The organism is Paracidovorax sp. MALMAid1276, from assembly GCF_049198005.1.
Lineage (GTDB): Bacteria > Pseudomonadota > Gammaproteobacteria > Burkholderiales > Burkholderiaceae_C > Acidovorax.
In genome coordinates, this window is sequence record NZ_JBMIRS010000019.1 from 1 (window position 1) to 22,181 (window position 22,181).

At 67.7% G+C, this 22,181-nt stretch carries 15 protein-coding genes; 2 read left to right on the forward strand and 13 right to left on the reverse strand.

Annotated elements, in window-relative coordinates; all coding sequences use genetic code 11:
- Nucleotides 1–449: 449 nt before the first annotated feature.
- The 9 genes from ACOQFS_RS00435 to uvrA form a co-directional block, all read right to left on the reverse strand.
- Entirely contained in the window at nucleotides 450–2,642 is a 2,193-nt protein-coding gene (locus tag ACOQFS_RS00435; protein WP_421561012.1) for an exonuclease domain-containing protein, read from the reverse strand.
- On the reverse strand, nucleotides 2,639–3,022 hold the full coding sequence (locus ACOQFS_RS00440; RefSeq protein WP_421561013.1) for a response regulator transcription factor: 384 nt from the start codon (nucleotides 3,020–3,022) through the stop codon (nucleotides 2,639–2,641). The genes ACOQFS_RS00435 and ACOQFS_RS00440 overlap by 4 nt, the downstream gene beginning before the upstream one ends.
- Entirely contained in the window at nucleotides 3,019–5,871 is a 2,853-nt protein-coding gene (locus ACOQFS_RS00445; RefSeq protein WP_421561014.1) for an ATP-binding protein, read from the reverse strand. Before ACOQFS_RS00445 ends, ACOQFS_RS00440 begins: the two co-directional genes overlap by 4 nt.
- A 3-nt stretch (nucleotides 5,872–5,874) precedes the next feature.
- Nucleotides 5,875–6,201: a hypothetical protein gene (locus tag ACOQFS_RS00450; RefSeq protein WP_421561015.1), complete on the reverse strand. Its 327-nt coding sequence runs from the start codon at nucleotides 6,199–6,201 to the stop codon at nucleotides 5,875–5,877.
- Between the two features lie 109 nt (nucleotides 6,202–6,310).
- Nucleotides 6,311–6,673 carry a hypothetical protein gene (locus tag ACOQFS_RS00455; protein WP_421561016.1) on the reverse strand — a complete coding sequence of 121 codons (363 nt, stop codon included), beginning with the start codon at nucleotides 6,671–6,673 and terminating at the stop codon, nucleotides 6,311–6,313.
- Between the two features lie 296 nt (nucleotides 6,674–6,969).
- The gene (locus ACOQFS_RS00460; protein WP_421561017.1) at nucleotides 6,970–8,778 is read right to left on the reverse strand and encodes a sodium:solute symporter family protein; all 1,809 of its coding nucleotides are present in this window, start codon (nucleotides 8,776–8,778) and stop codon (nucleotides 6,970–6,972) included.
- A gap of 11 nt (nucleotides 8,779–8,789) precedes the next feature.
- On the reverse strand, nucleotides 8,790–9,050 hold the full coding sequence (locus ACOQFS_RS00465) for a DUF4212 domain-containing protein (RefSeq protein WP_421561018.1): 261 nt from the start codon (nucleotides 9,048–9,050) through the stop codon (nucleotides 8,790–8,792).
- Between the two features lie 342 nt (nucleotides 9,051–9,392).
- Nucleotides 9,393–9,893: a hypothetical protein gene (locus tag ACOQFS_RS00470; RefSeq protein ID WP_421561019.1), complete on the reverse strand. Its 501-nt coding sequence runs from the start codon at nucleotides 9,891–9,893 to the stop codon at nucleotides 9,393–9,395.
- 221 nt (nucleotides 9,894–10,114) lie between these two features.
- A complete protein-coding gene (gene uvrA, locus ACOQFS_RS00475; RefSeq protein ID WP_421561020.1) occupies nucleotides 10,115–16,045 on the reverse strand; it encodes an excinuclease ABC subunit UvrA in 5,931 nt (1,976 codons plus the stop codon).
- A 273-nt stretch (nucleotides 16,046–16,318) separates the two neighbouring features.
- On the opposite strand from uvrA, the gene ACOQFS_RS00480 reads away from it, so the two are divergent.
- Together ACOQFS_RS00480 and ACOQFS_RS00485 are read left to right on the forward strand one after the other, a co-directional pair.
- Nucleotides 16,319–17,437, forward strand: a complete 1,119-nt coding sequence (locus ACOQFS_RS00480) for an ABC transporter substrate-binding protein (RefSeq protein ID WP_421561021.1) — start codon at nucleotides 16,319–16,321, stop codon at nucleotides 17,435–17,437.
- 200 nt (nucleotides 17,438–17,637) lie between these two features.
- Nucleotides 17,638–18,756 carry an ABC transporter substrate-binding protein gene (locus tag ACOQFS_RS00485; protein ID WP_421561022.1) on the forward strand — a complete coding sequence of 373 codons (1,119 nt, stop codon included), beginning with the start codon at nucleotides 17,638–17,640 and terminating at the stop codon, nucleotides 18,754–18,756.
- 87 nt (nucleotides 18,757–18,843) lie between these two features.
- Here the strand turns inward: ACOQFS_RS00485 and ACOQFS_RS00490 are convergent, their stop codons facing one another.
- The 4 genes from ACOQFS_RS00490 to ACOQFS_RS00505 form a co-directional block, all read right to left on the reverse strand.
- Nucleotides 18,844–20,508 carry an MFS transporter gene (locus ACOQFS_RS00490; RefSeq protein ID WP_421561023.1) on the reverse strand — a complete coding sequence of 555 codons (1,665 nt, stop codon included), beginning with the start codon at nucleotides 20,506–20,508 and terminating at the stop codon, nucleotides 18,844–18,846.
- A gap of 196 nt (nucleotides 20,509–20,704) precedes the next feature.
- Nucleotides 20,705–21,361: a 2-hydroxychromene-2-carboxylate isomerase gene (locus tag ACOQFS_RS00495; protein ID WP_421561024.1), complete on the reverse strand. Its 657-nt coding sequence runs from the start codon at nucleotides 21,359–21,361 to the stop codon at nucleotides 20,705–20,707.
- Complete coding sequence (locus ACOQFS_RS00500) at nucleotides 21,358–21,630, reverse strand: DUF1289 domain-containing protein (RefSeq protein WP_421561025.1); 273 nt, start codon at nucleotides 21,628–21,630, stop codon at nucleotides 21,358–21,360. Before ACOQFS_RS00500 ends, ACOQFS_RS00495 begins: the two co-directional genes overlap by 4 nt.
- Nucleotides 21,627–22,157 (reverse strand): YbaK/EbsC family protein, encoded by a 531-nt coding sequence (locus tag ACOQFS_RS00505; protein WP_421561026.1) that lies wholly within the window; start codon nucleotides 22,155–22,157, stop codon nucleotides 21,627–21,629. The genes ACOQFS_RS00500 and ACOQFS_RS00505 overlap by 4 nt, the downstream gene beginning before the upstream one ends.
- Nucleotides 22,158–22,181: the final 24 nt, after the last annotated feature.

Here is a 22,181-nt window from a genome sequence, read left to right on the forward strand (position 1 = left end):
CTGGGGGTCGCCTTCTCTTTGGTGACTTTCTCTTGGCGAAGCAAGAGAAAGTTACCGCGCCGCCGGGCGCGCACCCCGGCTCCCGCCCGCGAACGAAGCATGCGGGATGGCTTCGAGACCGAGGGTCAATGCCCAGGCTTCGACAGGCTCAGCCCGAACGGTCTTGGGGAGATCGTGTACTGGCTTCGACAGGCTCAGCCCGAACGGTCTTAGGGGCATCGAGCACTGGCTTCGACGAGCTCAGCCCGATCAGGTGTGGGAAGGCGCCCTGACTTGACCAGCTCAACCGCATCAAGATCGGCGACGCAGTGGCCTCGCAGCCATTACGGCGAACTCGGCCAAACGTTTCTCTTACGCCTCGATTGCTACAAATATAATAGCTACAAACGCTTTACCATCAAGCGCAAAACACCAAAAACACCAAAACCTCAGGCGCCGCAAAGCCCCCCTCAATACTTCAGCCTCGCGTAGTACGTCTTCTGCGCTGCCTCACGCGCCTGGCGCAGGGTGCGGATGCCCTGCTCCTGCAGCAGGGGAATCAGCCGCAGCCAGATCTCGGCCGTGACCAGCGCATCGCCCAGCGCGGTGTGGCGCCCCAGCACGGGGATGTGAAAGCGCTCGGCAATGGCCTCCAGGCGGTGCGACTCTTGGTGCGGGTGCACCACCGCAGACAGCAGCAGCGTGTCCAGCACCGGCTGGTGGAAGGCGATGCCGGTGGCCTGCTCCTGCAGTTGCAGAAAGCGCATGTCGAACGCCGCGTTGTGGGCCACCAGCACCGTGTCTTGCGCGAAGGCATGGAAGGCCGGCAGCACCTCGCCGATGCGGGGCTTGCCGGCCACCAGGTCTGGCGTGATGCCGTGGATGGGGATGGACGCAGCGGGAATGGGGCGGCCGGGGTCGACCAGTTGCTCAAAGCACTCGGCCCGCAGCAGTTTGCCGTTGACGATGCGTGCAGCGCCCAGCTGGATGATGGCGTCGCCGCCGGCGGGGTTCAGGCCCGTGGTCTCGGTGTCGAACACGGTGTAGGCCAGCTCTGCCAGCGGGCAATCGTCCAGCGCGCGGTCCTGCTCGCCCACGTGGAACAGGTCGAAGTCGTAGAACTCGGGCCGCCCGGCGGCGGCACCAGCAACAGGCGCTGGCGCAGCCGGGGCCAGGGCGGGCGCCGCGCTGGCCAGCGGCAGCAGAAAGCGGAAAAACGCCTGGTGGCGCGCGCGGTCACGCTCGAACCACATCTCTCCGCCATGGCGGTCCACCACGTCGCGCACCGTGAGTGGCGTGCGCCCCGCGCCGAAGCGCATGGCGTCCATCTCCCAGCTCATCACGGTTTCGTTGCTCATGGCATGGCCGCTCCACACCAGGTCGAGCTGGGCGTGGGTGCCCGCGCGCACCAGGCGCAGCTGCACGAAGCGCACTTCAAATTCGTCCACCAGCCGGTGGGCCAGATAGGTCAGCGCCTGCAGCAGGGTGTAGCTGTCCACCCGCAGCCAGACGCTGTCGTCCACGTCGTCCAGCGTCACCGGGCGGCCGCACACGGCGGCCATCTGCTGCTGTGCGGCATGGGCAAGGTCCGCGCCCCGCATTTCCTCCAGCGGCCAGCGGGTCTTGGCATGCTGCGTGGCGCGCTGCGCCAGGTCGTTGACGCGCCGCCCCATGGCGCCCACTTCGTCGCGCACCACGCCCAGAAAGCGCTCGCGCATGGCGGGCTCCAGGTCGGCAAAGCCCAGCATGTCCACCGCGGCCTGGATGTTGGCCAGCGAGGCGCGGCTGCCCTCGGTCAGCCCGTGCAGCAGCTCATCGCGCTCGGACTCTTCCAGCACACGCTGCGTCACGTCCTCCAGCATCAGCACGAAGCCGCTCACGCGCGTACCGCCGCTGGCCTGGGCGTCGGCGGTGCGCACGGGCGCGACCTGAACGCGCAGCAGCTGCCCGCCCTCGGCCGTGGTCACAAACTGGGCGCTGGGACTGGCGTCTCCCCGGGCCACGCTGTCGTCAACGCGCTGCAACGCATGCGCCAGCACCTGCCGGTCGAACACGGCCGCGACCGAGCGGCCGATGCCCAGCAGCTCGGCCCCGCCGGCCGCCTCGGTGGCAGCGCCCTGCGACAAGGCCCGGAACTGCTGGCGCGCGCGCTGGTTGTACAGCAGGATGCGGCCTTCGCGGTTGCACACCACCACGCTCTGGTGCAGCTCGGCCATCAGTGCGGCCAGCAGGTCCTTTTCCTGCTGCACGCTGCGGCTGGCCTCGGCCACCTGGGCGGCCATGTCGGCGCGCAGGCCGTCCCGCTGGGCAGCGAGCTCGTTCACCGCCTGGGCCAGGGCCTGCATCTCGGCCGTGCCGCGCGGCGTGAGCGGCTGCGGCCCTTCGGCGCTGAGCACCACCCGGGTTTCCTCCAGCAGCCGCGCGGGCGCGCCCACGTAGCGGCGGTACAGCACCTGCATCACACCGCCCACCGCCGCCAGCCCCGCCAGCCAGCCCATGGCCACCAGCGCCAGGCGCGGCGCCAGCACCTCGCGCACGGCAGCGCGCTCGGCTTCGCCCAGCGTGGACCACACCACGGCGCCCACCAGCAGCAGCCACACTGCGGCCATGGCACCCGCCAGGGCCACGGCCAGCACCAGGCGGCGGTCGATGCGGGGCCTCATGGGGACGGCGGCTGGTGCGCCAGGAGTTCGGCCACCTTCTGCACCAGTTCGCGGGTGGAGAACGGCTTGGTCATATACGCATTGGCGCCCAGGGCCATGCCCTTGGCAACGTCCGTCTCGCGGCCCTTGGCCGTGAGCATCAGGATGCGCGTGGCTTGCAGGGCCGGTTCGGCGCGCACGGCCTGGCACACCTCGAAGCCGGACTTGTGCGGCATCATCACATCCAGCAGCACCAGGTCGGGCTTGTCGTGCGCGATGGCCTGCAGCGCCTCGGTGCCGTCGCGGGCCACCACCACGGCGTAGCCTTCGCGCTGCAGCAGGTACTCCAGCGAAATCACGATGTTGGGTTCGTCGTCGGCGATGAGGATCTTGGCGGTCATGGTGGTGAGGGTTCGTTTGGCACAGGTGCCAGGGTAGCGGGCGCCGGCGGGGCCGACGCAGGAGTGACAGGCGCAGTTGGGGCCGGCGCAGTTGGGGCAGGCCGCAGCGGCAGCCAGAAGCGGAAGCAGGCGCCCTGCCCCGCAGGCTCACCGTCGGCTGCAGCGGGCGCGTCCAGCCACAGGCGGCCGCCAAAGTGCTCGATGATCTGCCGGCTGATGGGCAGGCCCAGGCCCGTGCCCGGCGGGCGCCGCGTGGCGTCGCCGCCCTGGTGAAAGCGGTCAAAGATCCACTGGGCCTGCGCGGGCTCCACGCCCGGGCCGTTGTCGCACACGCACACGGTGGCGCCGGGCACGCCGTCCTGCAACTGCGGCGCCAGTGCCACCTCCACCTGCCCGCCGGGCTGCGGAATGAACTTGGCCGCGTTGGACAGCAGGTTGAGCAGCACTTGCAGCAACCGGTCGGGGTCGGCCTGCACGTGCAGGGGCTCTTGCGGAAGGCGCAGGCGCACCTGGCCATCGCGCTCGCGGAAGACCTCGGCCGTGGTTTCGGCCGCGCGCTCGGCCAGCGCCCGCAGATCCACGTCCGCCACATGCCAGTCGGCATGGCCGGACTCGATCTTGGCCATGTCCAGCACCTGGTTCACCAGCCGTGTCAGGCGCTCGGTCTCGGCCACGATGATGCCAACGAACTTCTGGCGCTGCTCTGCGGGCAGTGCCGGGTCGTCCTGCAGCAGTTCGGCCAGCGCCCGGATGGAGGTCAGGGGCGTGCGCAGCTCGTGCGTGACCGACGACATGAAGTCGTCCTTGAGGCGGTCCAGGCTTTGCAGCTGGTGGTTGGCCTCGCGCAGCTCGGCGGTGGCCTGTTCCAGCGAACGGGACTTGTCCTCCAGCGCGCGCGAGTACGCGCGCACCTGCGATGTCTCGTCCAGGATGCGCAGCACATCGTCGGGCGTGAGGGTTTCTTCCTCGGCCACCGAGGCCACCAGCACGCGGGCCGAGGCGCTGCCTACCGCGCCCGCCAGCTGCGTTTCGACAAACTGCACCAGGCGGGCATCGGGCCGGATGGCGTCGCCCGGCCGAACGCCGTGCCGTTGCGCATAGTCGGCAAACAGCGATTCGGCCTTGGCGGCGCCCAGAAAGCGTTCGCACAGCTGCAGCAGGTCGGAGGTGCGCGCACGGCCGCGCCAGAACACCGGGCCGGACACGGCGGTGCGCTCGAACACGTCCACAAACAGCAGTGCCTGGCTCGCCTCGCGACCCGAAGGAGCGCGCCACAGCGACCAGCCCACATAGGCCACCACATTGGCCAGCAGGCTCCAGAACAGCGAATGGGTCAGCCCGTCGAAGCCCGTGAGCCCGAGCAACTGCTCGGGCCGCAGCCAGCCCACGCCGAAAGGGCCGTGCGCCAGAAACGCCTTGTCGAGCCAGCCGGACTTGGCGATCGACGGCAGCATCAGCGTGTAGGCCCACATGGCAAACCCCGCCAGCAGGCCCGCCAGCGCGCCCCGCCGCGTGCCGCCCTTCCAGTACATGCCACCTATCATCACCGGTGCAAACTGTGCCACCGCGGCAAAGCTGATGAGCCCGATGCTGACCAGCGCGTAGGCCTCGCCTGCAACGTGGAAATACACGTAGCCCAGCACCAGCACGCCAAGAATGGCGGTGCGCCGAATGCCCAGCAGCAGGCGCGACAGGTCCTGCCCCGCGCCCCCGCTGCGCAGCCCCCGCCAGCGCAGCAGCAGCGGCAGCACCAGCTCGTTGCTCACCATGGTGGAGATGGCAATGGTTTCCACGATCACCATGCCCGTCGCGGCCGACAGCCCGCCGAGGAAGACAAACAGCGCCAGCGCCTGCTGCCCCGCCGCGAGCGGCAGCGAGATCACGAAGTTCTCGGCATTGCCGGCCGCCCCGTCACCAAAGTACAGCAGCCCGCCCAGCGCAATGGGCAGCACCAGCAGGTTGATGAGCAACAGGTACAGCGGAAACACCCACACCGCGCGGCGCAGGTGCGACTCGCGCACGTTCTCCACCACCATCACCTGAAACTGCCGCGGCAGGAACACCACCGACAGCATGGACAGCAGCGTGAGCGCGAACCACTGCGCCCACGCAAACTCGCCGCCCTGCTCCAGCCGCACCAGCGGCTGCAGCGCGGGCACGGCCTGCGCCCGCGCAAACAGGTCTGCCGGTCCGTCGAACAGACTGAACACCACGAACAGGCCCACCGACAGGAACGCCACGAGCTTGACCACCGACTCGAACGCGATCGCCGCCACCATGCCTTCGTGCCGCTCGGTGGTGTCCAGGTGCCGTGCGCCGAACACCATGGTGAAGCCGGCCAGCGCCAGGGCCACATAGAACGCGCTGTCCTGGCTCCAGTGCACCGCGCCGCCCGGGCTGGCCTCTGCGATGAGCAGCGCATAGCCCGACGACACGGCCTTGAGCTGTAGCGCGATGTAAGGCACCAGGCCCACCACGGCGATCAGCGTGACCAGCCCCGCCAGCAGCGGGCTCTTGCCGTAGCGGCTGGCGATGAAGTCTGCGATGGATGTGATGCGGTAGGTCTGGGCGATGCGGATCATCTTGCGCACCACCAGCCAGCCCAGCACCATGGCGAGCGTGGGGCCCAGATAGATGGGCAAGAACCACACGCCGCCCGACGCCGCGCGGCCCACACTGCCAAAGTAGGTCCAGGCCGTGCAATACACCGCGAGCGACAGCGCATACACCCAGGGATTGGCGATGACGGAGCGGCCCTCGCGCCCGCGCCGGTCGGCCCAATAGGCCACGGCGAACAGCACCAGCAGATACCCCAGCGACGCAGCAATGACCAGTGCGGGCGACAGCATGGTTCAGGCCTGCTCTGGCGGGAGGGGGCGCGCGGGCGGAGGTGCGGGGGATGTGGAAGGAGGCGGCGCGGTCGATGCGGAAGACGCGGACAATGCGGGCTGCCGGGGCGCAGCAGCGGGCGGCTCGTCGTCACGCGGCGTGGGCCGGTCCACCAGCCAGGCCAGCGCAGCAATCAGCACGAGCCACAGCATGAACAAGGCGGCCGGGAACACCGGAATGCCGGCCAGGGTGGCATCACCGTCCCACAGGCCCAGCAGCGGAAAATTGAACAACACCCAGCCCCCGGCAAACAGCGCAACCAGGCGTTGGGAGCGGAGTTCCTTGTGCACGGTGGTCTCCTCGTTGAAGGGGTCCACGCCCGCCTGCTGTCCGTGAGGTGCGCCCGGCTCGTTCCCTGATCTTGCCTGCCGACGGCGAACCTCAGCCTGCCGAGCGCCGTCAGGCCTTTTCGGCCTTGGGCCGGGGCACGCTGGCGTGGGCCTGGCGCGAGAGCGCGAAACCGATGAAGAACTTGCACCAGATGGTGCTGCCTGCGATCGCCGTCCAGGTGTTGTAGTCCAGCTGGCCAAAGGCCACGCTCACGATCACCACCGCGGCCACGGTGCCTGCAATCAGGTTGATGATCATTTCAAACGGCGCATATTTTTCGGCGTTGGGCGGTGGCACACCCCGCTTGAGCGCCACTTCCGAAAAGTCGCGCTTCACCACAATGCGCCATGCGCGGCGGAACCAGAAAAACGCCATCGGGAACAGTGCCAGATAAAGAATCCACGTCAATGCGACGCTGACATCGAACACCATGCGAAGCTCCCACAGCGGATGGGCCCTGACCGCTGCCCAGCGGCACCGGTCACACCCATCCACAAAAAAATCTGAGATTAAAAAAGGGCCCCGCCAGCACCGCCGGCAGGGCCCTTGATTGTCACAGCGCCGGGGCGCCGGGACCCTTGTGGTTTACACCATGGCAGGGGCTTTACCCCCGCGCGGAACAACCAGGGCGGCCAGTGTCGTGACGGCGGCGTGACCGCCACACCACAGCGCTGGCTGCGGCCCCCCGCCCGCGCAGCGATGGCGCGAAAGGGGGGCTGCCTGGCAGATCAATGCGCGCCATCCACCATGCGCGAGCCGCGCGGGACGCGCACCGACTCCACCATGGCCTGGATGTGCTCTGGTGGTTCCTTGGTCACCTTGTCGACCAGGAAGGCCACGATGAAGTTGACCATGGCGCCGACCGCACCGAAGGCTTCCGGCGTGATGCCGAAGAAGCTGTTGGCGCCGCCGATCAGGCCCAGGTATTCCGTGCCCTTGATGAAGAACACACCCTTGTGCGCAAACACATAGAACAGTGTCACGAACAGGCCAGCCAGCATGCCGACCACGGCGCCTTCCTTGTTCATCTTCTTGCTGAAGATGCCCATCATGATGGCCGGGAACAGCGTACTCGCAGCGATACCGAAGGCCAGAGCCACCGTACCGGCCGCGAAGCCTGGCGGATTGAGGCCGAGATAGCCTGCCACAAGAATTGCCACTGCCATCGACACCTTGCCGGCCAGCAGTTCGTTCTTCTCGCTGATGCTGGGGTTGAAAACACCCTTGATCAGATCGTGCGAGACCGCAGACGAGATGGCCATCAGCAGGCCCGCCGCAGTGGACAGCGCCGCCGCCAGACCGCCCGCCGCCACCAGCGCAATCACCCAGTTGGGCAGCAGCGCGATCTCGGGGTTGGCCAGCACGATGATGTCGGCGTTCACGTCCAGCTCGTTGCCCTTCCAGCCAGCGGCGTTGGCCTTGTCCACCACCTTGGCGTCCTTGGTCTTGTCGTTGTAGTACTGGATGCGGCCGTCGCCATTCTTGTCGGTGAACTTCAGCAGGCCGGTCTTTTCCCAGCGCTTCATCCAGTCCGGACGGTCTTCGTACTTGATGCTGGCTTCGGCGCCGAAGGGGTCGGTGCCCTGCATCACCACGCCAGGCGTCACGGTGCGGATCAGGTTGGTCTTGGCCATGGCCGCCACGGCAGGTGCCGTGGTGTACAGGATGGCGATGAACACCAGGGCCCAGCCCGCAGAGCTCCGTGCGTCCTTCACCGTAGGCACGGTAAAGAAGCGCATGATCACGTGCGGCAGGCCGGCCGTGCCGATCATCAGCGACAGCGTGTACATGAACATGTTCAGCGTGCTGCCTGGCAACTGCGTGGTGTACTTGCCAAAGCCCAGTTCGGTCAGCACCTGGTCCAGCTTGGTGAGCAGCGACACATCCTGGCCGATCAGGCTGGAGCCCAGGCCCAGCTGTGGCAGCGGGTTGCCCGTGAGCTGCAGCGAGATGAACACGGCCGGCACGGTGTACGCCAGGATCAGCACGATGTATTGCGCCACCTGTGTGTAGGTGATGCCCTTCATGCCGCCGAACACGGCGTAGGCGAACACGATGGCCATGCCGACGTAGATGCCCACGTCGCTGGAAACGCCCAGGAAGCGCGAAAACGCAATGCCCACACCGGTCATCTGACCGATGATGTACGTGAGCGATGCGACCAGCAGACAGATCACCGCAACGGTGCTCGCATTCTTGGAGTAGAAGCGGTCACCGATGAACTGCGGCACGGTGAACTTGCCGAACTTGCGCAGGTAGGGTGCCAGCAGCATGGCCAGCAGCACATACCCGCCCGTCCAGCCCATCAGGAACAGACCGCCGCCGTAGCCCATGTTGGAGATCAGGCCGGCCATGGAGATGAACGACGCGGCGCTCATCCAGTCGGCCGCAGTGGCCATGCCGTTGGTGACGGGGTGCACGCTGCCGCCGGCCGCGTAGAACTCGCTGGTAGACCCTGCACGGGCCCAGATCGCGATGCCGATGTACAGCGCGAAGCTCAGGCCCACGAACAGGTAGATGGTGGTTTGAAGATCCATGGTGTCAGCCCTCAGTCTTCATGCACGTCGAACTGACGGTCAATGTCGCCCATCTTCTTGGCGTAATAAAAAATCAGCGCAATGAAGATGTAGATGGAGCCCTGCTGGGCAAACCAGAAGCCGAGCGGGTAACCACCCAGGCTGATCTTGTTGAACAGGTCTACGAACAGGATCCCCGCGCCAAACGACACCAAGAACCAGATGATCAGGATCTTGGTGAGTAGTCCGAGCGTGGCTTTCCAGTAGGCATGACTGCTTTTGTCTTCCTTCATGAAGTCCCCTCATGTTTGAGAACAGAAACTCAGCGAAGCAACTCCGCCGCCCCTGCACATTCCGCGGGCCTGCCACGGGATTGCGGTGCTGACTGTGGCGACGCTTCCTTACAGTGAACTGAAGAAAGCGGCCAAACTTACGCCGGATTGACGACCCAAGGGAAAACACCGATCCGCCTTGAAACCCACATGCAGCGCCTTCAGCACGCGGCAGCGCACCATAAAAAAAACGGCCTCACATCGCGGGGCGATGGAGGCCGAAGCCAGTCCGTTTCAGACCGGCAGGGAGGGAGGGGGTTGGTGCCAGCGGGAGTGCCTGGCGCGCTCTTCGGGGCGAGAGGCTCAGCAGCCCGAGGGACGGTTGGGGCGCATCGGAATCACCCCCGAGACGCGTACCGTGGCGCCGGAGCCATTGGTGGCAAACAGGGTTTTCCCGTTGAAGCGGATCTGATTGCTGTCGCGCACGACGGCCGTGTCGGTGGGCTCGTCGCTGGCATATTCTTGCCCGCCGAAGGTCACAAAGGCCTGGTGCAGCACGGTGGCATCGGGGCGATAGCGGATGTCGCCGAACGCGGTGGCGGACGAGCCCGCCTTGTTCGCCCCGTCGAACTTGAACGAGCACAGCTCGGGCACCGAGCCCACGGGGTTGCGCTTGTCCACGTCCGTCAGGTTCAGCGTGCCATTGCCATACACGCCATTGAGGTCCGCCGAGGTGGCATTGCTCACGGTGAGCACACCGGGCTCATTGCTGGGAGAGGGGTCGTCGTCATTGCCGCCGCCGCAGGCCACCAGCAGTGCAGAAGTGGCCGCGAGGACCGCGCAGGTCTTGAAGAGTGGTTTCATGGTGTTGGATGTCCGTAGTGGAGGAAAAGGGTTGGATGCAGTTGCGGGGAGTGGCGCTCCATGCGCTGATCCCTGGCCCGCATCGTAAAAATCCGCTCATCCTCTTCACGTGCTCCATGTTCCGCCATGGTCGTAGGACACCGCCCGCCAACGCTGTGCGCAGGGATGCTCGCGTACGGCCGGGGCCCCGGCCGCACGCAGCCCCTGGCCACAGAGGCGCCTCAGCGCGCCAGCACGCCCGCCAGTGATCGGCCCGTGTGCGTGCCCGCAGCCACCACGTCCTCGGGCGTGGCCGCCGCCACGATGCGCCCACCGGCGCTGCCGCCTTCGGGCCCCAGGTCGATGATCCAGTCGGCCTCGGCGATCACGTCCAGGTCGTGCTCGATCACGATCACGCTGTGCCCGCCGTCGACCAGGCGGTGCAGCACGCGGATGAGCTTGTCCACGTCGGCCATGTGCAGGCCCACCGTGGGCTCGTCGAGCACATAGAGCGTGTGCGGCGCCTTCTGGCCCCGCCGCCCCACCTCGTCGCGCACCTTGGTCAGCTCGGTCACCAGCTTGATGCGCTGCGCCTCGCCGCCGCTGAGCGTGGGCGAGGGCTGGCCCAGCGTGAGGTAGCCCAGGCCCACGTCCTTGAGCAGCTGCAGCGGGTGCGCAATGCTGGGCATGCTGGCGAAGAAGTCCACCGCCTCGTCCACCTCCATCTGCAGCACATCGCCAATGCTCTTGCCGCGCCAGGTCACGGCCAGCGTCTCGGGGTTGAAGCGCGCGCCGTGGCAGGTTTCGCACGGCACCTTCACATCGGGCAAAAAGCTCATCTCGATGGTGCGCACGCCCGCACCTTCACAGCTCGGGCAGCGGCCCTCGCCGGTGTTGAAAGAAAAGCGCCCGGCCGCGTAGCCGCGCGCCTTGGCCTCCAGCGTTTCGGCAAACAGCTTGCGGATGGTGTCCCAGAAGCCGATGTAGGTGGCGGGGCAGCTGCGCGGCGTCTTGCCGATGGGTGTCTGGTCCACTTCGAGCACGCGGTCGATGCTTTCAAAGCCCGACAGCCCGGTACAGCCCACCAGGGGTGGCGCCTTGCCTGCGTCCATCGCGTCGCGCCCCACTTTCGTGCTGCGCTGCTGCACCCAGGCCTGCACGTTGTGCAGCAGCACGTCGCGCGCCAGGGTGGACTTGCCCGATCCGCTCACCCCCGTGACGGCCACCAGGCGGTGCAGCGGCACCGTGGCCGTCACGTTCTGCAGGTTGTGAAGCTGCGCGCCATGCACGGTGAGCCAGCGCATGGCAGCGCGCTCCTTGGCCTCGGTCAGGGCATCGGCCGCCAGCGCAGCGGCCTGCGCGGCGCGCTTCTTCACGGCCGCGCTTTGGCGGCCGGTGGGCGCTGCAGCTTCGGCCTGGGCGAAGGCGGCTGAGGCTTCGGCACTCACCTCGCCCGCCACCATGCTGCGGCGCGGCTGCAGCGGGTGCTTCATGGCGTGCAGCAGGTAGCGGCCGGTCTGCGAGTCTTCGGCGGCCGTGAGGTCGCTCACCGATCCCTGCGCCACCAGGCGGCCGCCGCGTTTGCCCGCGCTCGGGCCGATGTCGATGATGTGGTCGGCGCGGCGGATGGTGTCTTCGTCATGCTCCACCACCACCAGCGTGTTGCCCTTGTCGCCCAGCTTGTGCAGCGCGTTCAGCAAGATCTGGTTGTCGCGCGCATGCAGGCCGATAGTGGGCTCGTCGAGCACATAGCACACGCCCTGCAGGTTGCTGCCCAGCTGTGCCGCCAGGCGAATGCGCTGCGCCTCGCCGCCGCTGAGCGTGGGCGCACCCCGGTCCAGCGTGAGGTAGCCCAGGCCCACTTCTTCCAGAAATTCGAGGCGGCTCTGGATCTCGGGCACCAGGTCGCGGGCGATGTCGGCCTCGCGGGCCGTCATGCCACCCTGGGCGCGCAAGGTTTCGACCCAGCGGCGCACGTCCGTGACGGACAGCGCGGCGATGTCGGTGATGCCCACACCGGCAAACTTCACGGCGCGGGCCGTGGCGTTCAGCCGCGTGCCATGGCAGGTGGGGCAGGCGGTGTCCTGCAGATCTTCCACCTCGGGTTCGGCAAAGGTCTGCTCGCGGCCTTTTTCGCCGGCATCCTGCACCGAGTCATCAAACACCTTGCGCTGGTCCCGGGTGAGCTTCACGCCGGTGCCCACGCAGTCGGGGCACCAGCCATGTTTGCTGTTGTAGCTGAACAGGCGCGGGTCCAGCTCGGCATAACTGGTGGCGCACACGGGGCAGGCGCGCTTGGTGGAATACACCTGCAGCTGCCCGATGCCCGCCGTGGGTGCGCCGCTTTCCATCGCTGCCGCCAGCGCGCCGATGCTTGAGAGCACATGCACCACGCCCTTGCCATGCGTGAGCGCATCGGCCAGCGCGGTGCGCAGCGCGGGCTCGTTCTCAGGCGACACGTCGATGCTGGCCACGGGCAGCTCGATGGTGTGCTCCTTGAAGCGGTCGATGCGCGGGAAGCCCGTGGTGGGCAAGAAGTTGCCGTCCACCCGCAGGTGGGTGTAGCCGCGCGGGCGGGCCCAGTCGGCCAGCTCGGTATACACGCCCTTGCGGTTCATCACCAGCGGGGCGAGCAGGCCGATGTGCTGGCCCCGGAACTGCGTGAGCAGCTGGGCCGCGATGCTCTCGGGCGTCTGCGGCTGCACCGCCGCGCCATCGTGCACGCAGTGCTGGGTGCCCAGCTTGACGTACAAGAGGCGCAGAAAATGCCACACCTCGGTGGTCGTGCCCACGGTGGACTTGCGCCCGCCGCGCGACAGGCGCTGCTCGATGGCCACGGTGGGCGGAATGCCGTAGACCGCATCCACTTCGGGCCGGCCCGCGGGCTGCACGATGCTGCGCGCATAGGCGTTGAGCGATTCGAGGTAACGGCGCTGCCCCTCGTTGAACAGGATGTCGAACGCCAGCGTGGACTTGCCCGAGCCGCTGACACCCGTGACCACGTTGAACCGGCCGCGCGGAATGTCCACGCTCAGGTTCTTGAGGTTGTGCTCCTTGGCGTTGACGATTTCAATGGCATTTTTGGCCTCCAGCGCTTTCCCATCAGGCGCTGACAGCTCTCTTTTTCGTAGCAACGCAGCCTTTTCGTGCACCGAGTGTCCGCCCGCGCCCAGGGCCAGCTCGTAGTCGCGCAGGGCCTGGCCGGTGTGCGAAGTGGCGTGCTGGCGCACGTCTTCCGGCGTGCCCTCGGCCACCACCAGGCCGCCGCCGTCGCCGCCCTCGGGGCCCAGGTCGATGAGCCAGTCGCTCGCGCGGATCACGTCCAGGTTGTGCTCGATGACGATCAGCGAGTGCCCCGCATCGATGAGCTTGCGCAGCGCCCGCATCAGCTTGGCAATGTCGTCGAAGTGCAGGCCCGTGGTCGGTTCGTCGAACAAAAACAGCGTGCCCTTGCGCGCCACCGCCTGGCGCGACTTGGCCTGGCTGCGCGCGGCCTCGGCCAAAAAGCCCGCGAGCTTCAGGCGCTGCGCCTCGCCGCCGCTGAGCGTGGGCACGGGCTGGCCCAGCGCCACATATTCGAGCCCCACATCCACGATGGGCTGCAGCGCGCGGATCACGTCGCGGTCGTTGGCGAACAGTGCCGCCGCCTCGGCCACGGTCAGCGCCAGTACGTCGGCCACGTTCAGCGCCTTGCCACCGCGCTCGATGGTGATCTCCAGGATCTCGGGCCGGTAGCGCTTGCCGTCGCAGTCGGGGCAGCGCAGGTACACGTCCGACAGAAACTGCATCTCCACATGCTCGAAGCCCGAGCCGCCGCAGGTGGGGCAGCGCCCGTCGCCGCTGTTGAAACTGAACTTGGCGGCGGTGTAGCTGCGCTGCCTGGACAGCGGCGCCACCGCAAACAGCTCGCGGATGCTGTCCCAGGCGCCCACATAGCTCACGGGGTTGGAGCGCGCGGTCTTGCCGATGGGCGACTGGTCGACAAACACCACGTCCGACAGATGGTCCGCCCCCAGCATGCGCTCGTGCGCGCCCGGCGCATCGGTGGCCTTGCCGAAGTGGCGCAGCAGCGCGGGCGCCAGCACGTCCTGCACCAGGCTGGACTTGCCCGAGCCGCTTACCCCCGTCACGGTGACCAGGCGCTGCAGCGGGAACTCGACGTTCACGTCCTGCAGGTTGTGCTCGCGCGCGCCCTCCAGGATGAGCCGCGGCGTCGATTCCGTCACCATGCGCTTGAAGCCGAAGCCCACGTGCTTGCGGCCGCCCAGGTAGTTGCCGGTGAGGGTGTCAGCGCTGCGCAGGTCGGCCGTCGTACCGTCGAACACCACCTGCCCGCCCAGGCGGCCCGGCCCTGGTCCCATGTCGATCATGCGGTCGGCCGCGAGCATCACCGCCGGGTCATGCTCCACCACCACCAGCGTGTTGCCGGCATCGCGCAGGCGCAGCATGGCCTCGGTGATGCGGTGCATGTCGCGCGGGTGCAGGCCGATGCTGGGCTCGTCCAGCACGAAGAGCGTGTTGACCAAACTGGTGCCCAGCGCCGTGGTCAGGTTGATGCGCTGCACCTCGCCGCCGCTCAAGGTGCGGCTTTGCCGGTCCAGCGTGAGGTAGCCGATGCCCACGTCGCACAGATATTTGAGGCGCGTGGTGATCTCTTCGTGCAGCAGCTTGAGGGCCTGCGCGTCGCCGCCCGCTGCGGCATCACCTTCGGGCAGTTCCATGCGGTCGAAGAACCGGCGCAACCGGTCGATGGGCAGCAGCATCAGGTCGTGCAGGCACAGGCCGGGCAAGGCTTCGAGCTGCTCGCGCGACCATTGAACCCCTTCGGGCATGAAACGCTTGCCGGGCTCCAGCACCGCGTCCGCATCTTCCTTGCGGCCGATGCGCCAGAGCAGGCTCTCGGTCTTGAGCCGCGCCCCCGCGCAGGTGGGGCACGGCGTGTAGCTGCGGTACTTGGACAGCAGCACACGGATGTGCATCTTGTAGGCCTTGCTCTCCAGGTACTCGAAGAAGCGCTTGATGCCGTACCACTGCTTGCTCCACTGGCCTTCCTTGTAGCCGGGCGCACCGCCGATGACCCATTTCTTCTGGTCATCGGTGAGCTTGTACCAGGGCGTGTCGCGCGGGATGCCGGCGGTTTCGGCATGGCGCATAAGGTCGTCCTGCGCCTCCTTCCACGCCGGGGTCTGGATGGTCTTGATGGCGCCCGCGCGCAGCGTGAGCTTGTCGTTGGGGATGACCAGGCCGTAGTCCACGCCGATCACGCGGCCGAAGCCCCGGCAGCTCTCGCAGGCGCCCACGGCCGAGTTGAACGAGAACATCGAGGGGATGGGGTCGCTGTAGCGCAGGTCGCTGTCGGGGCAGTGCAGGCCGGTGGAGAACCTCCAAAGCTCGGGCATATCCGTTCGCGTTGAGCTTGTCGAAACGCTTTCCCGGCCTTCGACAAGCTCAGGCTGAACGGCTGGGGGAAGAACGTAAACGTTCAACCGCCCCGTGCCACGCTTGAGCGCCACCTCGATCGCCTCGATCACCCGCGCCTTCTCGGCATTGCCCAGGCGGAAGCGGTCGGCCACCACGTCCAAAACCTTCCGAGGGCCGGTGGGCGTGGCCACTTCGCGCTCGGCCTGCACCTTGGTGAAGCCGCTGGCGGACAGCCATTGCTCGACCTGTTCCGCCGACGTGCCGCCCGGCAGCTCGACCGGGAAGGTCAGCACCACGCGCGGGTCTCCCGCCTCGGCACCGCGGCGCAGCAGCTCGGCATAGATGGTTTCGGGCGAGTCGTGGCGCACGGGCTGCGCCGTCTGTTTGTCGAAGAGCTGGCCTGCGCGGGCGAACAACAGCTTCAAGTGGTCGTTCAGCTCCGTCATCGTGCCCACCGTGGAGCGGCTGGAGCGCACGGGGTTGGTCTGGTCGATGGCGATCGCCGGGGGCACACCCTCCACCTTGTCCACGGCCGGCTTGTCCATGCGGTCGAGGAACTGGCGCGCATAGGCGCTGAAGGTTTCCACATAGCGGCGCTGGCCTTCGGCATACAGCGTGTCGAACACCAGGCTGGACTTGCCCGAGCCACTCGGGCCCGTGACCACCGTGAGCTCGCCGGTGCGGATGTCGAGGTCCAGGTTCTTGAGGTTGTGCTGGCGTGCGCCACGGATGCGGATGGTTCCCTGCGTCATGGGGGGCTTTGTGTGGGTATGAGGCCAAACATTCTAGAAACGCGCTGCTGACAGCGTGTGACAGCAGGGCATTGCCCATGAAAACCGGTGCGGTGTTCGCGCCCCGGGCTGCGCGGCCCTGGGAACAAACCCTCTGAAGCGGGTCGGTGCATCGGTTTAGACTGCCGGCTCCGACCTTTTGGGAGGCCCTGCCCCCCGCGAGTCCGCGCCATCACGGACCGCAGGAAGTTCAGCAGGACATCCTTGACATAACGACATTCAGAGGAGACAGCCGTGAAAGCATGGCATGCACTGTGGGCCGGCGCCGCGCTGGCCCTGTCGCTGGGCGCCGCACCGGCCCACGCACAGATCCTGATCGGCCAGACCGCCGGTTTCTCGGGCCAGGTGGCCGCAGGCGTGAAGGAAACCACCGATGGCGCGCTGCTCTTCATCGACTCGGTCAACGCCAAGGGCGGCGTGAACGGGCAGAAGATCGAGCTCATCTCGCTGGACGACAAGTTCGACCCCAAACTGGCGGCCGAGAACGCCCGCAAGCTGATCGAGGACAACAACGTGTCGGCGCTGTTTCTGAACCGGGGCACGCCGCACACCGAGGCCATCATCCCGCTGCTGGAAAAGCATGGCGTGGTGCTGGTGGCCCCCTCGACCGGCGCCATGGTGCTGCACCAGCCGGTCCGCAAATACGTCTTCAACGTGCGCGCCACCTACCAGCGCGAGGCCGAAAAGGCCATGACCCACCTGGCCTCCATGGGCATCACGCGGGTTGCGCTGATGTATGCCGACGACAGCTTTGGTGCGGACGGCATTGCCGGTGCGCAAAAGGGCCTCACGGCCGCCAAGCTCACCCCGGTGGTGGTCGAAAAATTCGACCGCGCCAAGCCCGACTTTCCGCCCATCGCCGCCAAGGTCGCCAAGGCCGACGCGCAGGCGGTGCTGATGGTGGCATCGGGCTCGGCCGTGGTGGAGGCGGGCAACGCACTGCGCAGCGCGGGCTCGGGCGCTCAGATCGTGACGCTGTCCAACAACGCATCGGGCGGGTTCATCAAGAGCCTGGGCGCCAATGCGCGCGGGGTGATCGTGACCCAGGTCTACCCCAACGAACGCGCCGTGACCTACCCCATGGTGAAGGAAGCGCAGGAACTGGCCAGGGCCAAGGGCCTCACCGAAATCAGCCCCGCCATGCTGGAAGGCTTTGCCGCCGCCAAGGTGCTGGTGGAAGGCCTCCGGCGCGCAGGCCCCAAGCCCAGCCGCGACAAGATCCACGCGGCGCTGGAAGGCATCAAGAAGCTGGACCTGGGCGGGCTGGAAGTGAGCTATGGGCCGGACGACCACACCGGGCTGGACTTCGCGGACCTGTCCATCATCGGCACCGACGGGCGCTTCAGGCGCTGAACGGCCGCTGCCCTGGGCAGCGCAGCAGGCGCCCCGCTGCGGCCACCATCCGCCGCGACCACCCGCTGCTACCACCCGCAGCTGACGCGAAGCTTGATTCCTCGCACACAGGCCCGGCATTGCCGGGCCTGTGTGTTTTTCGCATCGCTGTCGTCACAATTTGTCTCTATATTCCGGCATCTCCCACACAGGACACACGCATGAGATTCACGCATTGGCTACGCGCGGGCACTGCCCTGGCGGTGTGCTGCACCAGCTTCGCCGCCCAGGCACAGATCCTGATCGGCCAGACGGTGGGCATCAGCGGTTCTGCGGCGGCCACCGTGGCCGAATCCATGGCCGGCGCCGCGCTGGTTTTCGACAGCATCAACGCCAAAGGCGGGGTGGGCGGACAGAAGGTGGAAATCATCTCCCTGGACGACAAGTTCGACCCCAAACTCACGCTGGAGCACACGCGCACGCTGATCGAGCAAAAGGGCGTGATCGGCATGTTCATGACCCGCGGAACGCCCCACACGCAGGGCATCGTGCCAGTGCTGGAACAGCACGGCGTGCCGCTGGTGGGCCCGTCCACCGGCGCCATGGCGCTGCACCAGCCGGTCAGCAAATACATCTTCAACGTGCGCGCCACCTACCAGCGCGAGGTGGAAAAGGCCATCACCCACCTGAACACGCTGGGCATCAAGCGCATCGGCGTGGTGCACGTGGACGACACCTTTGGCGCCGACGGTCTGGCGGGTGCGCTCAACGGCTTTAAGGCCAACAACCTGGAGGCGCTGTTCATCGAGAAGTTTGACCGCGCCAAGCCCGACTATTCGGCCATCGCGCCCCGCGTGGCCGGCAAGGAGCCGCAAGCCGTCATCTTCATCGGCACGGGCGCCGCCGTGGTGGACGGCATCAAGGCGCTGCGCGGCGCGGGCGTCTCGGCGCAGATCGTCACCCTGTCCAACAACGCCTCGGGCGGGTTCGTGAAGGCCCTGGGCGACAGCGCGCGCGGCGTGGTGGTCACGCAGGTGTTCCCGTCCGAGCGCTCGCTCAACTACAGCTTCATCAAGGAAGCCATGGACCTGGCGAAGGCCAAGGGCATGGGCGACCTGACCCCGGCCATGGTGGAGGGCTTCGTGAGCGCGAAGGTGCTGGTCGAAGGCATCCGCCGCGCCAGCCCCAAGCCCGACCGCGCGCGCCTGCACGCCGCGCTGGAGGGCATGAAGAAGTTCGACATCGGCGGCCTGGAGCTGTCGTACAGCCCCACCGACCACACGGGGCTGGACTTTTCGGACCTCTCCATCATCGGCCCGGACGGACGCTTCAGGCGGTAGACGGACGGCCCCGGATCAGCCCGGGTCGGCCCGGACCGGCCTGCCGCAGCGGCCCGTCAAGCAGCAAGCGCCACGCGCGCTGCCCGCTCAGTCGTTGGCGCAGATGTCCGCGCCGCGTGTCTCGCGCAGCAGCAGCGCGCCCACCACGGCGGTGACACCGGCCACGGCCACGGGGTACCACAGGCCGCCATACGGGTCACCGGTCTGCGCCACGATGGCAAACGACAGCAGGGGCAAGAGCCCGCCAAACCAGCCGTTGCCGATGTGGTACGGCAAGCTCACCGAGGTGTAGCGGATGCGGGTGGAAAACATCTCGGCCAGCAGCGCTGCCAGCGGCCCGTAGACCATGGCGACCAGCAGCATGAGATAGCTGAGGATGCCGACCACGGCCAGCGTGTGGATGCGCGCGGGGTCGGCCTGCGCGGGGTAGCCCCGCTCGGCCAGCGCGCGGGCCACGGCCTCGCGGAATGCGGCCGCATGGCGGCGTGCCTCTTCGGCGGGCAGCCCCGCCGTGGCGGGGCTGCCAATGCCGCTGCTGCCGATGCGCACGTGGGCCTGGCCCGGCGGCCCCCCGGGTTCGGTGCGGTACCCCACGGCATGGGTGGCCAGCACCTGCCGGGCCAGGTCGCAGGCGCTGGAGCTGGAGGGCCGGGCGGCATCGGCCGGGTTGAACTGCAGCGAGCAGTCGGCCGGGTGGGCCACCACGATCACGGGGTGGCGCGCCTGCGCATCGGCCAGCGCCGGGTTGGCCGCCCAGGCCAGCGCCTTGAACGCGGGGAAATACGTGGCGGCCGCCAGCACACAGCCCAGCACGATCAGCGGCTTGCGGCCCACCCGGTCCGACAGCGCACCGAACACGATGAACAGCGGCGTGCCCACGAGCAGCGCCGCCGCCACGAGCAGCTGGGCAGTGGTGGCGTCCACCCTGAGCTGGTGGGTGAGAAAGAACAGCGCGTAGAACTGCCCCGTGTACCAGACGACCGCCTGGCCCGCCGTCAGGCCCAGCACCGCCAGCAAGGCAACGCGCAGGTTCTTCCAGCGCCCGAAGGCCTCGCGCACCGGGGCCTGCGACATGCGCCCCTGCGCCTTGATGCGCAAGAACGCGGGCGATTCGGCCAGCGACAGCCGCACCCACACCGATACCGCCAGCAGCACGATGGACACGACAAACGGCAGGCGCCAGCCCCAGTCGGCAAAGGCGTCATCGCCCAGGGCCCAGCGCGTGCCCAGTGTCACCAGCAGCGCCATGCACAGGCCGAGCGTGGCCGTGGTCTGTATCCACGCGGTATGGGCGCCGCGCCGGTGTGCCGGCGCATATTCGGCCACGTAGATGGCCGCGCCGCCGTATTCGCCCCCAATCGCCAGGCCCTGCAGCAGCCGCAGCCCGATCAGCATGACCGGCGCCGCCACGCCGATGCTGTCGTAGGTGGGCAAGAAGCCCACGATGAAGGTGGACAGCCCCATGATGAGGATGGTGACCAGGAAGGTGTACTTGCGCCCGATCATGTCGCCCATGCGCCCGAAGACCAGCGCGCCGAACGGCCGCACCACAAAGCCCGCCGCCAGCGCCATCAGCGTGAAGACAAAGGCCGGCCCCGCCTCCAGCGGCGAGAAGAACTGCCGCGCCAGCACGGCCGCCAGCGCCCCATAGAGGTAAAAGTCATACCACTCGAACACCGTGCCGAGGGTGGATGCGAAGACGACTTTTCGTTCCTCCGGCGTCATGGCGCGGGAAGCGGCGGCGGCGGCCATGGCGGTATGTCTCCGGGTGGGGCGCTTGTTCTTGGCGTGGGCTGTCTGTCTGTCTGCCAGTCCACGCTGGCAGGGCCAACCCGCGGGGTGCTGGCACAGCGGCCATTCTTCAAGCGCTCACTGACCCCGGTCTGACACGGGCGCTCTTGCGCAGCCCGCCCTCAGCGCACGGCTGCCCCGCTGCGGTGCGGGGGACTCAGGCGGTCTTGGGCGGCAGTCCCGAGGGCGTTGCGGCGGCCGTGTCCCACGCGCCGCCGTCAAACCAGGCGTCGCCCTCCAGGTAGGCGCGCAGCATGGGCAGGCCGTCCAGCCCCCAGAAGATGTGGCCGTCCACCCCGAACGCGGGCACACCGAACACGCCGGCGGCCTGAGCGGCCTCGGTGTTGGCGCGCAGCAGGGCCTTGGGGCCGTCGCTGTGCGGGCCCTGCCCCGGTCGCACCTGCTCGGCCAGCGCGTCGGCCAGCGTGGCCAGGCGCGTGGCATCCAGCGCGTCGTGCCCACCCTGCCACACGTGGCGCAGCACCGTGCCAGCCACATAGCGGTTGATGCTGCCGTCGTCGCTGCAGGCCAGCGCCTGGCGCAGCAGGGGCAGCGGGTTGAACGGGTGGCGCGCGGGCATCGAGAGCGGCGTGCCCTGGGCGTGGCCCAGCCAGGTGACGTGGCGATAGGTCCAGGCGCGCTTGGGTTCGATGCCCGCCGGGCCGGGGTTGCCATGCTGCTGCAGCAGCGCGCCCAGCAGCACCGGCTGGTAGGCCACGCTGTAGCTCAGGCCCTCCAGCGCCTCAGGCAGGCGCTCGAACGCCAGCCAGGCATAGGGCGAGACAAAGTCCAGGTAGAAGGTGATGTGCTTCATGGGGGCGTGTCCTCCAGCGTCACGGGGCGGGGTATGCCGGCGCGCTGGAGCAGCTGCGCCCAGATGCTGCGGCGCTCGTCGCCGTCGGCGCGCGACCAGACGCGGATCTCCTCCAGCGTGCGGAAGCAGCCTTCGCAATGGCTGCGGTCCAGCGACAGGCGGCACACCGAGATGCAGGGCGAAGGCACCGGCTCTGCACTTTGAGCATCAAAATGCCCTTCAGCGCTTATCTGTAAAGCCCTGGCAGCTAGCAATTCAATAGCATTCATGCGGCAGGCTGTGCAAGGGTGGCCTCGGCAGGCGCCTGCACCACGTCCACCACAGGGGCGCCGGTCAGGCGCTGCAGATCACTGGGGTGCAGCGCAAACACGCCATGCGGGTGCCCGGCTGCTGCCCACACCACCTCAAAGCGCAGCAGGTCCTGGTCGATCAGTGTGACGGGCGGCGTGGCGTGGGCCACGGGCGAGACGCCGCCGATGGAAAACCCGGTGCGGCTTTTCACAAATTCGGCATCGGCCCGGCCGATCTTGCTGCCCACATGGGCTTCGACCTTTTTCTCGTCCACACGGCGGTCGCCCGAGGTGACCACCAGCACCGCCACGTCGTCGCTCTTGCGGCGAAAGATGATGCTCTTGGCAATCTGCCCCACGGCAATGCCCAGCGCATCGGCCGCCTGCTGCGCCGTGCGCGCGGCATCGTCCAGCATCTGCGGGCGGTGGGGGTGGCCCAAGGATTCCAGCGCCGCAGCCACGCGCTGCACGCCTTCGGGCAGGGTTTTCAGTTCAGCTCCACACATGGTTCTTTTCTCCTGCACTGAGGC

Excerpts from the sequence above, each read along its gene's own strand:
- ACOQFS_RS00500 (WP_421561025.1), bottom strand. The coding sequence starts at position 21,630 with ATGAATGCTATTGAATTGCTAGCTGCCAGGGCTTTACAGATAAGCGCT.
- ACOQFS_RS00505 (WP_421561026.1), bottom strand. The coding sequence starts at position 22,157 with ATGTGTGGAGCTGAACTGAAAACCCTGCCCGAAGGCGTGCAGCGCGTG.
- uvrA (WP_421561020.1), bottom strand. The coding sequence starts at position 16,045 with ATGACGCAGGGAACCATCCGCATCCGTGGCGCACGCCAGCACAACCTC.
- ACOQFS_RS00470 (WP_421561019.1), bottom strand. The coding sequence starts at position 9,893 with ATGAAACCACTCTTCAAGACCTGCGCGGTCCTCGCGGCCACTTCTGCA.
- ACOQFS_RS00445 (WP_421561014.1), bottom strand. The coding sequence starts at position 5,871 with ATGCTGTCGCCCGCACTGGTCATTGCTGCGTCGCTGGGGTATCTGCTG.
- ACOQFS_RS00495 (WP_421561024.1), bottom strand. The coding sequence starts at position 21,361 with ATGAAGCACATCACCTTCTACCTGGACTTTGTCTCGCCCTATGCCTGG.
- ACOQFS_RS00435 (WP_421561012.1), bottom strand. The coding sequence starts at position 2,642 with ATGAGGCCCCGCATCGACCGCCGCCTGGTGCTGGCCGTGGCCCTGGCG.
- ACOQFS_RS00465 (WP_421561018.1), bottom strand. The coding sequence starts at position 9,050 with ATGAAGGAAGACAAAAGCAGTCATGCCTACTGGAAAGCCACGCTCGGA.
- ACOQFS_RS00485 (WP_421561022.1), top strand. The coding sequence starts at position 17,638 with ATGAGATTCACGCATTGGCTACGCGCGGGCACTGCCCTGGCGGTGTGC.
- ACOQFS_RS00490 (WP_421561023.1), bottom strand. The coding sequence starts at position 20,508 with ATGGCCGCCGCCGCCGCTTCCCGCGCCATGACGCCGGAGGAACGAAAA.
- ACOQFS_RS00455 (WP_421561016.1), bottom strand. The coding sequence starts at position 6,673 with ATGGTGTTCGATGTCAGCGTCGCATTGACGTGGATTCTTTATCTGGCA.
- ACOQFS_RS00460 (WP_421561017.1), bottom strand. The coding sequence starts at position 8,778 with ATGGATCTTCAAACCACCATCTACCTGTTCGTGGGCCTGAGCTTCGCG.
- ACOQFS_RS00440 (WP_421561013.1), bottom strand. The coding sequence starts at position 3,022 with ATGACCGCCAAGATCCTCATCGCCGACGACGAACCCAACATCGTGATT.